The 14,156-nt window shown below is 64.9% G+C and carries 14 protein-coding genes; all 14 read right to left on the bottom strand.

What is annotated here, in order from left to right; all coding sequences use genetic code 11:
• Nucleotide 1: 1 nt before the first annotated feature.
• The 14 genes from ACQR13_RS22255 to ACQR13_RS22190 all read right to left on the bottom strand — a co-directional run bounded on the left by ACQR13_RS22255 (nucleotide 2) and on the right by ACQR13_RS22190 (nucleotide 13,799).
• The gene (locus ACQR13_RS22255) at nucleotides 2–895 is read right to left on the bottom strand and encodes a hypothetical protein (protein WP_315753234.1); all 894 of its coding nucleotides are present in this window, start codon (nucleotides 893–895) and stop codon (nucleotides 2–4) included.
• Nucleotides 896–945: 50 nt separating this feature from the next.
• Entirely contained in the window at nucleotides 946–2,034 is a 1,089-nt protein-coding gene (locus tag ACQR13_RS22250) for a GSCFA domain-containing protein (RefSeq protein ID WP_315753233.1), read from the bottom strand.
• Nucleotides 2,035–2,091: 57 nt separating this feature from the next.
• Nucleotides 2,092–3,036: a TylF/MycF/NovP-related O-methyltransferase gene (locus ACQR13_RS22245; RefSeq protein WP_315712808.1), complete on the bottom strand. Its 945-nt coding sequence runs from the start codon at nucleotides 3,034–3,036 to the stop codon at nucleotides 2,092–2,094.
• 679 nt (nucleotides 3,037–3,715) lie between these two features.
• A complete protein-coding gene (locus ACQR13_RS22240; protein WP_315712807.1) occupies nucleotides 3,716–4,378 on the bottom strand; it encodes a class I SAM-dependent methyltransferase in 663 nt (220 codons plus the stop codon).
• Nucleotides 4,379–4,405: 27 nt separating this feature from the next.
• Nucleotides 4,406–5,452 carry an aminoglycoside phosphotransferase family protein gene (locus ACQR13_RS22235; protein ID WP_315753232.1) on the bottom strand — a complete coding sequence of 349 codons (1,047 nt, stop codon included), beginning with the start codon at nucleotides 5,450–5,452 and terminating at the stop codon, nucleotides 4,406–4,408.
• Entirely contained in the window at nucleotides 5,430–6,047 is a 618-nt protein-coding gene (locus tag ACQR13_RS22230) for a hypothetical protein (RefSeq protein ID WP_315753231.1), read from the bottom strand. Before ACQR13_RS22230 ends, ACQR13_RS22235 begins: the two co-directional genes overlap by 23 nt.
• Before the next feature lie 9 nt (nucleotides 6,048–6,056).
• Nucleotides 6,057–7,094 carry a zinc-binding dehydrogenase gene (locus tag ACQR13_RS22225; protein ID WP_315753230.1) on the bottom strand — a complete coding sequence of 346 codons (1,038 nt, stop codon included), beginning with the start codon at nucleotides 7,092–7,094 and terminating at the stop codon, nucleotides 6,057–6,059.
• Nucleotides 7,095–7,102: 8 nt separating this feature from the next.
• Complete coding sequence (locus ACQR13_RS22220) at nucleotides 7,103–8,026, bottom strand: transketolase family protein (protein WP_315753229.1); 924 nt, start codon at nucleotides 8,024–8,026, stop codon at nucleotides 7,103–7,105.
• Nucleotides 8,023–8,871: a transketolase gene (locus ACQR13_RS22215; protein ID WP_315753228.1), complete on the bottom strand. Its 849-nt coding sequence runs from the start codon at nucleotides 8,869–8,871 to the stop codon at nucleotides 8,023–8,025. Before ACQR13_RS22215 ends, ACQR13_RS22220 begins: the two co-directional genes overlap by 4 nt.
• Nucleotides 8,872–8,916: 45 nt before the next feature.
• Complete coding sequence (locus tag ACQR13_RS22210; protein WP_315753227.1) at nucleotides 8,917–9,915, bottom strand: NAD-dependent epimerase/dehydratase family protein; 999 nt, start codon at nucleotides 9,913–9,915, stop codon at nucleotides 8,917–8,919.
• A 12-nt stretch (nucleotides 9,916–9,927) separates the two neighbouring features.
• Complete coding sequence (locus tag ACQR13_RS22205) at nucleotides 9,928–10,536, bottom strand: SIS domain-containing protein (protein ID WP_315712798.1); 609 nt, start codon at nucleotides 10,534–10,536, stop codon at nucleotides 9,928–9,930.
• A complete protein-coding gene (locus ACQR13_RS22200; RefSeq protein WP_315712796.1) occupies nucleotides 10,533–11,471 on the bottom strand; it encodes an NAD-dependent epimerase/dehydratase family protein in 939 nt (312 codons plus the stop codon). Before ACQR13_RS22200 ends, ACQR13_RS22205 begins: the two co-directional genes overlap by 4 nt.
• Before the next feature lie 108 nt (nucleotides 11,472–11,579).
• On the bottom strand, nucleotides 11,580–12,302 hold the full coding sequence (locus tag ACQR13_RS22195; RefSeq protein WP_315753226.1) for a nucleotidyltransferase family protein: 723 nt from the start codon (nucleotides 12,300–12,302) through the stop codon (nucleotides 11,580–11,582).
• A gap of 9 nt (nucleotides 12,303–12,311) precedes the next feature.
• A complete protein-coding gene (locus ACQR13_RS22190) occupies nucleotides 12,312–13,799 on the bottom strand; it encodes a PfkB family carbohydrate kinase (RefSeq protein ID WP_409977946.1) in 1,488 nt (495 codons plus the stop codon).
• Nucleotides 13,800–14,156: the final 357 nt, after the last annotated feature.

Raw genomic sequence — 14,156 nt, 5'->3', positions numbered from 1 at the left:
CTCATGCTGCGTTCGGCTTGGTCGGCTGGAACGGGTCCAGGCCGCACGCCATTCGATAATACAGTTCGTATCGCGGATGATTGGCGACGAGGCCGCGGCTGTCGATCGCGTGATCGATGAGCGCCTCGAGCAGGAGACGGGCGCCCTTCGGCGGCAGATGCACCCCGTCGAAATCGAACTCCGGACGCAACAGATCGCCGTCCGTCAGGTCTGACCAGCGGTCGATCATGAACAGGTTCACCGAACGCACCTTCTGCGCCAGCTTCCAGTTGAACGCCTGGACCAGCTTGGTGCGCACCGACACCGGGCAGTCGTAGTTCTGCAGTTCGCGGATGCGCGCTTCCTGCCGGGTCGGAGGAACCACGCTCTGCACGTAGACGCGCTTGAAGCCGGCTTTGACCAGCTGATCGAGCCCGGCGACGAGCGGCCCGAGCCGGGCTTCGATCGCCTCGTCGATGAGATCCCACGGCACCAGCGGCTTGTCGAGCAGAGGCAGCGTCGTGGCGAACGGCGGAACGAAGTCGTGGGTGTCCTTGAGGAGTTGCAGGAGCGGACCGCGAACGTCGATCTCGCCGACGGTGATCATGATCAGCGGCGGCCGCACGGCCTGGCCGACCGCTTTGGCAATGGCGAAATCGACCTCGTCCATCGACAGATGCGTCGCGCGTCCGTTGCGCACCAGGCCTTCATATTCGAGGAAGGCGATGAAGTCGGGATGAAACTCGCCGGTGGCGGGATCGTAGAACTCCCGCGCCGTGGCGCCGGGGATGTACTTGGTGCGGGCCATCACCCAGGCGCCGGTCCAACGCTCGCGGAACACCATGTTCCGATACGGCAGGGAATGGCTGTCGCCGACGATATAGACCGGCAGAACCGCTTCGAGCTCGGTGTCCACGCTGATACTTCCCCTCACATCACAGGCTCGGCCGCAGCCGCCGCTCGTCCTCAGTTGTTACGGCTCGCGGCCAGTGCGCGGTAGAACTCGTCCTCGTCGCAGATGATCTGCGGCGCGGTCGGAGGAGCCGCCGGTTGCATTCGTTCGTCATCACGTGCGGATCGCACCTCTGCGCCAGCGTCCTCGCCGGTGAACTGCGCGAAGAACAGCTTCATCGCGCGCGCGACGCCCTCGGACGTGACCGAGCGCGCATCGTCGGCGAAATACGCTCCCGCGTTCTTCGCATTGGTGATGATCTCGTAGGATGCGAAGTAATGCACGTTGTCGTAGCGCCGGACCATCTCCTCCGCGGCGACGCGCAGCACGCTCTTGGAATAGGCCGTGGCCTGCAGCACGTGGCGCGGCTCCATGGTGGCCGCAAGCGGGACCGGCGAGACCGTCAGGATGATCTGCAGGCGCGGATTGGCTGCCGACATCAGGTTGATCGCCTCGGCAAGATAGCCGGTGGTCTCCATGACCGAGAGATTGTGGAACGCGTATTTGGCATCGTCGAAGTCGCCGGCGCTGCCGCACCCCGGACAGGTCGGATACACCGTGCCGTCGAGCTTGGACACCCAGCTCTCGGTCAGACCGAGCGTGAAGATGAAGATGTCGGTGGTTTCGAAGAGCCGCCGCACCGCCTGCAAATGCTGCTTCAGATCGACTTCGGCCTCGACCATCGAGACGTAGCCGCGCGGCGTGATGCGGGGGCGCAGCAGATCGAACACCCAGCCGTCGCTGTCGGTCCAGAACTGATCGGCCGGTTGGAAAGCTCCGAACGCCCGCTGCAGCAGTTGCAGCAGTTGCAAGGTGCTGTAGACGTTGCCGTAGCGCGCGGAGAACACGCCATAGCCGAAGCGCTCCTCCTGCTCGGGCGTGAGATGCGGCGGTGCGGGCTCGGTGACATGGTAATTGTAGCCCCGCTCCTTCAGGGCGCGCGAGATGTGCTGCGCGAAGCAACTGCCGGCCGAGGCGACGCGCTGATCTGGACCGAAGCGGAGCCGCGCGGTCAGATGAGGATCGAGATCGGATGGGCTGCGCTCGGCAACGGCCTGACGCCAGAAGCTGCTCGCGGGCAGCGTGGTGTAGGGACAACTCATGCATTCACCCTCTGACCGCACGGGGCCGCGACGCAATGAAAGCGAAGCGCATGCTGCTCAAGCCCTCGGCTTCATTCCGAGATAGGAATGAATGATGAACTTGGTACCCTGGATCGAGTAGTCGCCGGAATGGCTGGCGACGATATTGAAGCGGCTGACGAGGTCGGCCCAGGCCTTGCGCTCGCCGGCCTCGGGGTCGGCCTCGTTGCAGTTCCAGTCGTCGAAGCAGAGCACGGCGCCCTTCGAGATGAAGCCGCGTTCGAAGCACGGCACCAGCGCGTCCATGGTTGACGAATACAGGTCGCCGTCGAAATGGATCAGCGCAAAGCGCGTGTCGTCCGGGAGCAGCTTCACCGTGTCGGCGAACCAGCCCTCATAGATCTCGACCCGGCTGGGCGGGATGATGGCCTCGACCATGGTCCGCAGATCCGCGGCGCTGAGAATCCGGCAGCCGCCCTTCGACCAGGTGCCCGATTTCACGTGCTGCGACTCGAGGTCGACCTGCGCCGTGATTTCCGGCAGGCCCTCGAAGCTGTCGAACAGGCGCAGTTTGCGCAGCGGCTGGTTCGGCTGATAGCGCGGGTCGAACACCATCGCGTTCGCCAGGGTGCGTGCGGTGAAACCGCCCATGGTGCCGAATTCGGCGATATCGCCTTTGACGTCGGCGCTGTTGATGTACATCACGCTCAAGGTCAGCGTGCGCGCGATCTCCTTGGCGGGGAGGATAAGGACGTCGTCGATGTCGAAGAACAGGTACGGTGCGCTGATTTTGTGGGCGTCGAGCCGTTCCAGGGCTTCGGTCTGCCGCGTCCGCGGCTCCGACACCGCTTCGACGACCGGCGCGGGGGCCGGTTGAGGCTCGGGCTGGGGCTCTGGCTCCGGAGCAGCCTGCGGCCGTTCCGGGGGCGGCTGCCCCATCAGCGCGCGCTTGATCGAGCGCAGCTTGAACAGCGTCTGGGGGGGGAGGCCTTCGGCAATCGCCACCTTCAATGACTTGGTCATGACAGCCCCGTTCCCCGCCGTTCGCGATGTCCGCCGCCAATTTGTAGATACATTTTGCAAAGATCGCAAAAGCGGCATGCGGGCTCTGCACTCGTTTTGCGTGGGTGTCGGCCGGCGAGGCGCCGCTGATGGTCGAACCGGTCCGGCGTGCGCGTCAAAGACGAATTGGTCCGCATCTTCAGGTGCATCACCCCTGTCCAGTCCTGCCGGGAAAGATATTCTTCTTTCGTTTTATCGGAAAATATGGTTCTCTCGCGTCATCCCGCCTCATGCAGAGGGACGTACGCGTCGTCACGATACGTGGAGGTGGGCTGCGATGGACGTGACGGCTGCGCCAGACGAGCGCAATCGGCGCGGACGGCGAAGTCGTGTGGTCCTGGCCTCTCGACGCTGAGGTCTGCGCAACGCGCCAAAGGCGCGTTGTCGCAAAATGGGGGCAAGAACGCCGATCCCCAGGGAGAGCACGGAGGACACCGTTAAAACCAGTCGCGCGGGGAAGGCCGGGATGTCCCAGCCGAACCTGTGGTACCTGCCGCCTGCACTTCTTTCTGCAGGCGGGCCATGGGGGCGGCAGGCTCCCGGCCTTCCCCGCGCCCTCTCGTTCGAGAGAGCGATCGTCGACTGATAGCTCGGATGCCAATGCGTCGCGAGAGCGCCTGTCGACGCTCTCAGCTCACACTCATTCGAAGAAGATGAATTCGTGGTCGCCGGTGTAGCCGGAGCGCTTGAATTCGAAGGCCCATTCCTCGGGGGTGTGGAAGATGCGGCAGGTGAGCTGCCAGTACATCAGGTTCACCTTCTCGCGCTCGTTGCGGTAGCCCTCGACGCAGAGATACTTGGCGCCGCGGCTGACGCGCTCCATCTCGCGCAGGGCGGCATCGAGATCGTAGTTGTAGAGGTTGTGCAGCGTGTTGATCGAGATGACCAGATCGAAGTGCTTGTCGGGGTAGGGCAGCTTGGCCGCGGTGCCGACCTGGCAGAACGGCTTCACGCTCTCCATCGTGTGCTCGATGCCGTAGGAGGAGACGTCGATGCCGGCGACCTCGAGATCCGGGATGGCTTCGCGGAAATCGTGCAGGATGAAGCCCTTGCCGGAACCGACGTCGAGCACGCGCATGCCGGGCTTGATGCCGTAGGTCGCGATCATCGCATCGGCGACCTTGCGCCAGCGGCCGTCATATTTGTAGCCGCCATAGCCGGTCTCGCGGCTGCCGTCCCAGTAGTCGTAGTCGTACTTGATCGCCATCTCCGCGACATCGGCCTTGTCGCGCTGGGTAACGCGCGCGAGATAGTCGCGCTTGGTCGATTTGTGGACGAGACTGACGAACTCGCGATAGGCCATGAAGATCTCCGGGCGTTACGATGTCGGTTAGTCGGATGTGGCGCCGATGAGGTCGAGCTTGGCGTCGGCCTTGGCGAGCTGCGCGGCGCAACGCTGCGCCCAGGCGCCTGTGTCGGCGAAGGCGCGCCTGGTGGCGCCGAGCGGCAGGAAGTCGTTCAGGATGATGCAGGTCCACTTGACCTGGTAGGCGTCGAGCAGGAGCCGGCAGCGCGCGACGCTGGCCGCGTCCAGTCCGAGGCCGTCCGTGAGCCGGTCGATGAAATGCTCGTGCACCGCCAGCGGCACCGGCACCTCCGGCTGGCAGAAGAAGTCGGAGACGAGCTTGGCCGGATCGTCGCGGCCGGCATATTCGAAGTCGAGGAAGGTGAGCTTGCCCTGGTCGTCGATCAGTGCGTTGTGGAAGCCGAAATCGGACGGCGACAGGCAGACCTGATCGGCGGGGATGGCGGTCTCGAAGGCGAGCCCTTCGGCCGCGGCGCCGCGCAGAATGGTCGCCTTCACCTCTGCCCAGGCCGGCTGCAGCCGTGCGGTCACGAACTGTCGGGCGTCGGCCACATGGGGCACGTCGCCATCGAGCGTCGCCAGCCGCGCCACCCGGCGCTCGACGGTGGCGAGGTGCTCGGCGAGGGAGAAGCAGGCCTCGGATCCGGCCGCCAGCGCCGGGCGGGGCGGAGCATTCACGGCGAGCACGAAGTCGATCGCGGCATCGACATGAACGGGCGCCAGCTCCGCGACCGTCAGCTTGCGTCCCTCGACGAAGCTGTACAGGCCAGCCTGTTCGGCGCGGTCGCAGGCCAGGGGCTCCGGCACGACACGGACCCCGTGCGACCAGGCATGGCTGACAAAACTCCATTCGGCGCCGAGCCGGTCGCGGGTGTCGCGAGCGTCGGTGAAGTAGCGCTTGAGGACCAGCGGGCCGTCGGCCGTGTCGAGACGGAAGACCTGGTTGTTGCGACCGCCGGCCAGCCGCGTCAGTCCCGTAGGGCTGGCCTTGCCGGCCTGCGCGGCGAGGCGCTGGGCGAGCGCCAGCAGGGCGGCGTCGGCGTTGGCCTCAGCCGCGGTCACGGACGACATCCGCCGCGATCTCGGCCCACGAGGCGCGGCGCTCGTAAGGGACGGCCGTGGTCGCGAACTGGTTCTCCGGGTCGAACAGCACCTTGCGCATCCCTTGCGGGAATCCGGTCATGCCCAGGATCTCCGGCAGGTCGTCGACAAAGACCTCGCAGGCCAGCGCATGCGCACGGGCGACCTTCTCGTCCTTGGTCAGCTCGAAGAACACCCGGTCCGGCGCGATCTGGCTGGCGGCCGATCCCATCAGCCCGCGGTCGGTCAGGAAGCCGCGCGCGGCGGCATGCATGTCGTGCTTCGGACCGAGAATGGGGTGTCTGGTCTTATGACTGACGATGAACAGGTCATGCCCGGCGCCGCGGGCCGCGGTCACGAACTCCGCGAAGCCAGGGTAGGGCGACACCAGGTCCATCCGGGCACCGTAGACGTAGCCCTGGAGCTCGGTGAAGTCGTCCTTGCGCCCGGAGCCGTTGAGATGGTCGCGAACGCTGTTCTTGTCGCGGCCGAGATCGGCCGGGATCAGGCCGCGCTCGAGCGCGGCCGCATGAAACACGCCGTCATAGCAGGCGATCGTGTTGTCGAAGTCGATCCCGATCCGCATGGCCTGGACTTAACGCAGCGACATGTCGATCAGCGGACGGCCGACCTTGCCGGCGGCCAGATCCTGCAGCGCCTGGTCGGCCTGGGCGAGGCTGTAGGGCTTCGACAAGAGATCCCGCACCGGGAAGCGGCCGGAGCTCAGCAGCCGGCCGTAGCGGCCGTAGTCGCGATCCGGAACGCTGTCGCCGCCCCAGGTGCCGAGCAGGCTCTTGCCCTGGTTGAAGACGCCGGGATTCAGCGTGAGCGCCGCGCCATGCTTGGCGTTGCCGATCACGACCGCGCGGCCGCCCTGCTGACGGGTGGAATTGATCGCCTGCTCCATCACGGCCGGAATGCCGGAGGATTCGACCGCGAGATCAACGCCCTGCGGCACGATCTTCTTGATCTCGGCCAGCACGTCGCCGGATGCATCGATGACATGAGTTGCGCCGTAGATCTGGGCAAGCGCACGGCGGGTCGGGTTCGGGTCGATGCCGATCACCGGCATCGCGCCGGCCAGCGCGGCGGCCATCAGCGCGTTCAGGCCGATGCCACCGGTGCCGAACACGGCGACTGCGTCGCCGGGCTGCACCTTGAGCACGTTGTAGACCGCGCCCATGCCGGTCGGCGCAGCGCAGCCGAGCAGCACCGCGACATCCATCGGCAGGTCCGGCGGCAGCAGGGTCAGGCGGTTCTCGCTGACGACAGCGTGGCGCTGGAAGGTGGTGACGCCGCCGGCGTTGACCTTCTTGCCATCCCAGTCATAGACGGCGCCGCCAGCCTCGATGCCCGTGCCCTTGATCCAGGACAGCACGACCTTGTCGCCGACCTTGACCTTGGTGACGGCGCTGCCGGCCTCGATCACCGTGCCGGTGCCCTCGTGGCCGAGGCAATGCGGCACCCATTTGTCCTCGCCCTTGTCGCCGCGCCACTCCATCACCTGGGTGCCGCAGGCGCCGGAATAGGCGATCTCGACCAGCACCTGGCCCGGCTTGAGGGCGGGGGTCTCGATCTCGGCCAGCACGAGCGGCTGGCCGGTCTGGACCAGGAGGGCAGCTTGGGTCTTCATGTGATGTCTCAGCTCAACGCGTGGATGATCTTGTCCGCGATCTGGTGGCCGGTCAGTCCCAGCACCTCGCGGGCATATTCCTGTTCGCCTGATTTCTTGAAGAACGCATCCGGCGTGCCGAAGCGCAGGAACTTCTGGTGCTTCGTCTCGGTATCGGCGAGCCATTCGGACACGGCGGAGCCGAAGCCGCCGATCAGCGAATGCTCTTCGATGGTCGCGACCAGCTTGAAGCGGCTGAAGGCCTGCTTGAGCTTATCCTCGTCCAGCGGCTTCACGGTGTGGAAGCTGACGACCTCGGCGGAGATGCCCTTCTCCTTCAATCTGTGTGCGGCTTCAATGACTTCCGGCAGCATGTTGCCGGTCGAGAGCAGGCAGACGTCGGAGCCTTCCTCGATCGTGATCGCCTTGCCGATCTTGAAATCCGCGAGGGGGCCTTTGTGAACGACAGGCTCACCCTTCTTGCCCATGCGGATGTAGACCGGACGGTCCTGCTGCATCGCAGCGCGCAGCGCGCCGCGCACCTCGAAGGCATCGCCCGGGCAGATCACGACCATGTTCGGGATCGAGCGCAGGAACGAGATGTCCTCGCAGGCGTGGTGGGTCGGGCCGAGGCCGGAATAGGCGAGGCCGGCGCCGACCGCGACGATGGTCACGGGGACTTCGTGATAGCAGACGTCGGTGCGGATCTGCTCCAGGCAGCGTGTCGTCACGAACGGCGTGATCGTGTAGGCGACCGGGCGAAGGCCGTTCATGGCCATGCCGGCGGCGACGCCCATCATGTTGGCCTCGGCGACGCCGCAGTTGAAGAAGCGGCTGGGGTGCTTGTCCTTGAACTTGTCGAACAGGCGGTTGCCGATGTCGCCCGAGAGCATGACGACGCGGCTGTCCTCGTTACCGAGCTTGGTCAGTTCGTCAGCGAAAGCGTTTCTCATGACAGGCCGAGCTCCTTGAACGCCTTCGTCACTTCGTCTGCGGTGGGGGCGCGATAATGCCAGTTGTTGTCGTCTTCCATGAACGACACGCCCTTGCCCTTTACGGTGTGGGCGATCAGCGCCACCGGCTTGCCCGAGCCGTTCGGGATGTTCTGCATGGCTTCCGCCAGCGCGCCGACGTCATGGCCGTCGATCTCGTGCGCGTCCCAGCCGAAGGCGGCCCATTTGTCGCGCAGCGGTGCCAGCATCAGGGTTTCGTTGGAGCGCGCGGTCGCCTGCCACTTGTTGTAGTCGACGACGACGCAGACGTTCTCCAGCTTCTGGGCGGCGGCGAACATCGCGGCCTCCCAAACCGAGCCCTCATTGTTCTCGCCGTCCGAGAGAAGGGCGAACACGCGAAAACTCTCGCCCTTGATTCGACCGGCGAGCGCCATGCCGCAGCCGAGCGGCAGGCCGTGGCCGAGCGAGCCGGTCGCGGCCTCGACGCCGGGCAGCAGGTTGGCCGGCGGATGCTCAGCGAGACGGCCGCCGTCCTGGCAGTAGGTGTCGAGCTCCTCGATCGGGAAGTAGCCCTTCATCGCCAAGGTCGCGAACAGCGCTGCGGCGGCGTGGCCCTTGGAGAGGATGAAGCGGTCGCGCAGCGGATCGCTCGGGTTCTTCGGGTCGATGTTGAGCACATGCCAATAGGCCGCTGTCATCGCATCGGCGCAGGACAGCGACGAGGCCAGATGCGCGGCCTGAGCCTTGTGCGACATCTCGATGATCTTGCCGCGCAGCCTTGCGGCCTGCGCCTTCAGGGCGGCGGCGTCAGGCTTGGCCGCGGTGCTCCGGACTGCAACGTTCATCGTGCTCTCCAGTCGCGCTTCCTCGGGGAAGCGCAGGGGTCTCGATCAGGGTTTATGTTCGTACTTGGTCGGCAGCTTGGCCATGACATCCTCGAAACGTCGCGCCCAGGCGATGACGTCGTCGATGCCCTGTTCCAGCGAGAAGGTGTCGCGCCAGCCAAGCTCGGTGCGCAGCTTGAAGCTGTCGAGCGTATAGGCGGTATCCTTGCCGGGACGCTCGGGTCCGATCTCGACGCAATCCTCGAACGACTTGCCGAGCCTGGCCAGGATCATCTCGACCAGGGTGCGGATCGAGACCAGCTCATAGCCCGAGATGTGATAGGTCTCGCCGAGCTTGCCGCTGCGCCCGATCTTCACCGTCGCGTCCGAGACGTCGGTCATGTGGATGAAGACGCGGATCGACTTGCCGCCGCCGTCGAGCCGGAGCTTCTGCCCGGTCATCGCGGCCACGATGGTGCGCGGCACGATGCGGTAGAGCTGCTGACCCGGACCGTACACGTTGGCGGCGCGCGTGAAGACCACCGGGAACTGGTAGTTGGCGAAATAGGTCCGCAGGCTCATGTCGCCAGCCGCGCGCGACACCGCGTAGGGCGTCGACGGATTGAACGGCGCGTCCTCACGGACCCAGCCCTCGGTCGAGCCGTAGACCTCGGGCGTCGTGACGTGGACGTAGCGGTCGAGGCCGTCATAGTTGCGCAGGATGTCGTGCAGCCGGACCGCGGAGACGACGTTGGTCATCATCCAGTGGTCCGGATGCAGCCAGCTCTCGCCGACCATGCTCTGCGCAGCGAAGTTCACGACGTGGGTCGGCCGCTCGGCTGCCAGCAGCGCCTTCAGCGCATCGAGATCGTGGTTGAGGTCGACGCGCTGGAAGCGGACCTTGCCGGCCCGCTTCTGCCATTTGTACGGCAGGAACGCGTCATGCGGCTCGTCCGAGCGGCTGGTCGCGATCACGTCGTGACCGGCCGCAGCCAGGAAGTCGACGAAGGTTGCGCCCGAAAACGAGTTCGAGCCGAGGATCAGGTACTTTTCGTTCGCAGCCATCGTCCTTGCCCGTCAGACCTCGCGCGTCGTGATGATGTCGCCGCGCTGGGCGTACAGCCACTGCATGATCATGTGGCCGATCACCATCTGCGCGTCCTCGGCGATCTGCATGTCGTCGACCGCGAAGTGGATCGGAACGTCGGCGAGCGCCTTGGCCTTGCCGCCGGAGAAGCCCAGCACGGCATAGCTGGTCATGCCGATCTTCTTGCCTTCTTCCAGCGCCTTCAGGATGTTCGGCGAGTTGCCGGAGCCGGAGAAGGTGATCAGCACGTCGCCCTTGCGCGCGAGCACCGCGAGCTGCAGCGAGAACACCTGGTCATAGCCTTCGTCATTGGCGAGGCAGGTGATCACGGACGGGTTCGACGACAGCGAATGCACGCGCAGGCCGGAGCCGGGCGTCTTCGACAGCGCGTAGAGGAAGTCGTTGGCGAGGTGGTTGGCGTTGCCGCCGCTGCCGCCATTGCCGCAGAAGAACACCTGCCGGCCGGTCTGCCAGCAGTCGCGCAGATCATAGGCGAGCTTCTCGACGGGGCTCCAGTCGAAATCCTTCAGCACGGTGCTGAAGCGGCTGGTGTAGTCGGCGAACAGGCTGCCGGGGGTCTTGAAGGCCAGGACGTTCATTTCACGACCTCCTTCTCCATCCATTTCAGATTGTACCAGCGGTCGTCGTTCTTGAGCTGGCCTTGCGAGTACATGCCGATGATTTCCTTGATCGCGTCCTCCACCGTCTTCTTCGGCCGGAAGCCGGTCGCGAGCAGGCGATCGGAGTTGACGCGATAGCTGCGCGGGTCGTTCGAGGGCGTCACGATGACCTCGGCCGGCACGTGCTTGGTGACGAGCCTGGCGATGTCGAGGATCGAGATGTTCTCGAAGCCGGCATTGTAGATCCCGGTGTGCTCAGGATGATCGAGCAGGAAGAGATACAGATCGGTGATGTCGTCGATGTGAATGTTCGGGCGAGTCTGGTCGCCGCCGAACACGGTGATGCGGCCGTTCATCAGCGCCTGCATCGTCAGCATGTTGACGGAGACGTCGAGCCGCTGGCGCGGAGAGTAGCCGCAGACGGTCGCGGGGCGCACGATCTGCACCACCATGTCGTCCTTGTAGGACAGCACGATGCGCTCGCCGCACATCTTGGTCTTGTTGTACTCGGAGATCGGCAGCAGCTCGAGATCCTCGGTGACCTGCTCCTCTTCCTTGACGCCGTAGACGCTGCCGGAGGAGGCGTAGATGAAGCGCTTGATGCCGTGGCGATAGGCGCGATCGGCGAGCTGCATCGTGGCGAGGCAGGAGATCTCCCAGGTCAGCTTTGGGTCGAGATCGCCGCAGGGATCATTGGCGACGCTGGAGAGATGAATGATGGCGTCGACCCCGGTCAGGTCGATGGCGTCGGGATTGCGGACGTCGCCCTGGACGACGGTGAGATCCGGATGCGGCTCGAGAAAGTTGCCGAACCACATGATGTCGAATGCAACGACCTTATGGCCGGCCTTCAAGAGCTTCGGCACGAGCACGCTGCCCTTGTAGCCGCACGCTCCGGTCACGAATATCTTCATCTGAGCAATCCCCGTGGCTCGCCTGTCGTGTCGCCGGCTGGCGCGTCGCGCGCACCTTTATACAAATTGGCAGAAGAAGGTGACCAGCCCGGCGGCGAAACCCGCCCGTCAAGCGTCCCCGCCACGGCGTGGTTCGTGATTAAACTCCAAATGGGCCCGGCGCAAGCTTTCCGGGTTGCCGATGTCCCGATGATAACCGCTGGTTTCCACGCAGAAAATGCGTCCCAAATAGTTGGGGATGATTTCCGTGGAGAGATCGACGATCGGCTTTCCCAGCGCGGCGATGTCGGCGATGACGGCGGGATCGAATACATAGACCGCGCCATTGGCGAGGTTCCCGGGCGGATTCTTGACCTTCTCGTGGAAGGCGATGACCCTGTGCTGATCGTCGAGCTCGAGAATCCCGCACGAGCTCGGATCATCGGTGCGGAATGCGAGCATCGTCATGATGCAGCCGGGCGGGCGGTTGCGATGGGCGGCGAGCAGCCCCGCGACGTCGAAATCCGTCAGATTGTCGGCGTGAGCCACGAGGAAGGGCTGGTCGCCGAACCAGGCGCGGTTGGCAAGCACGGTGCCGCCCGTCCCGAGCAGTTCATCTTCGTGAACAAGATCGATGCGGTCCCGCCAGCGCGATTGCGCCACGTGGGCGCGCACCTGTTCGGCGAGCCAGTGTGTGTTGAGCAGCGCGCGCTCGATGCCGCCTTCGAACACGAGATCGAGCCAGTAGTCCAGCAATGGACGGTCGTGCACACGCACCAGGCATTTCGGCGTCGTATTGGTCAGCGGGCGCAGCCGGCTTCCGATCCCCGCCGCGAGCAGGAGGGCACGCATGACGACATCCTACTCCTGGCTGAATCCGGTCTCGTCGATTTCCCGCACCAATTCCGCCGTCGTCAACGGCAGATTGCCGACGCGGGAAACCTGGAGGGCAGCCGCCAGCGATCCGAGATAGGAGGCCTGCCAGATATCGGCGCCCGCGCGCAGGCCCATCGAGCAGGCCATGAAGAAGCTGTCGCCGGCACCGGACACGTCCTTCGGGGATGGATTGAACGCCGGCAGGCGGTCCGAGGTGAAGGTGCCGTCCGCCATGGTGTTGATCAGCGCGCCCTCGGCGCCGAGCGTGATCACGAGATTCTTGGTGCGGGCCCGTTCGACCAGCCGCTCGCTGATCACGGCGAGACCCGAAATGAAGTCGTTCAGTGCGACGCGCGCCTCCCGCTCGGTCGGCGTCAGCAGGGTCATGCCCTTGAAGCGGGAGACGTCGCCGGTCTGCGACGACACCTGGCTGTCGGCCGCCATCATCACGCCCTGGGCGCGGGCGCGATCGGCGATCGCGTCGACCAGATCCTGCGGCAGGCAGCCGTAGTTGAAGCAGGAGAACAGCAGCAGATCGCAGGTCTTCAAGGCGCGCTCGACCGAGGTCAGCATCTGCCGCTGCAGGTCGGCATCCGACGCGTGCTGGCGCAGATGATTGACGCGCAACAGCGTCTTGTTGAGCGCGCGAAAACGCTGCTTGCGCGTGGTCGGCCGGCTCTGGTCGGTGAAGGCGTTGAAGTTGACGCCATGCTGTTCGAGCGTGTTGCGGGCGAACCGCGCCGCTTCGTCGTCGCCGACCAGGGTGAAGAATTTCACGTCGGCGCCGAGCCCGTGCGCATGCGCCGCAACCGCACCCGCGCCGCCGACGAAGGTGCGGGTCATCAGCGGCGTCACGACGATGGTCGGGTCCTCCTGGGACATGCCGACCGCATCGCAGGTGACATATTCGTCGACGATCAGGTCGCCGATGACGGCGACCCGCATGCCGGACAGCTTGCGGAGCAGATCCTTCAGATTCGCGATCTCGAAGCCGTGGCGCCTGGGAAATTCCTGCGGCTTGCGGACCGTGGAGATGTCGATGTTGGCGTCGCGTTCCAGCAGCGACAGCGACGCAAAGCGCAATTCACCGGACGAGAAGATCAGCCGTCCGCCATAGGCGTCCACGGCCTCCTGCTCGGGATTGGCGCGATCCTCGAACTCCTTGCCCTTGACGACGACCGTCGGCTTCAGATGCGCGATGAAGTCGGACGCCGATGTTTCCAAGCGCACGACATGGTGCACAAAGGCGATGGAACGCACATTTTCGAGGCGCATGTCCTGCGCCAGGGTCACGCCAGGCGTCGAATCGGGATTGACGCCCACGACCAGCACGTCGGCCTGCTCGGCGGCGAACTTCAAAAGCCGTAAATGTCCGGGGTGCACGACGTTGAAGTTGCCGGACACGAACGCAATCGTCTGCCCGGAGTCGCAGGAGGCGCGAACAGTCTGACAGGCCAGATCCATCTCACTCATATCGATCACCTGATCCAAGGAATTCGCCTCCGGTTCGATCGGGCTGAGGTCGGATAATCGGCCACCGTGTCATTCGCGGGCCGAGGAACTCCGATGCAAAGCGTCGCTGTCGCCCGGCACATCTGCACCGCGAATCCCGTTCCGATCTGCATCTTTCATGCTCGACATTGATTTCGTTGCGAAAAAACAAGCACGGTCCCCCGATCGGAGCGATGGAGGGGCCGGCGGCGGTCATTTCCAGCGGTCTCTTTATCAGGTGTGCGCAGCAGCACAAACAGTCCTGTTAGCTTACGGTTGTGTGGTCGCGTTGGAATGCGGCTTCCGGAGAGCTCATCATCCTTTCTCCGCGATGCTCAG

The organism is Bradyrhizobium sp. HKCCYLRH3059 (genome assembly GCF_051168035.1).
GTDB lineage: Bacteria > Pseudomonadota > Alphaproteobacteria > Rhizobiales > Xanthobacteraceae > Bradyrhizobium.
The sequence above is the reverse complement of the archived record's forward strand: the minus strand, read 5'-3'. Positions and strand labels throughout refer to the sequence as shown.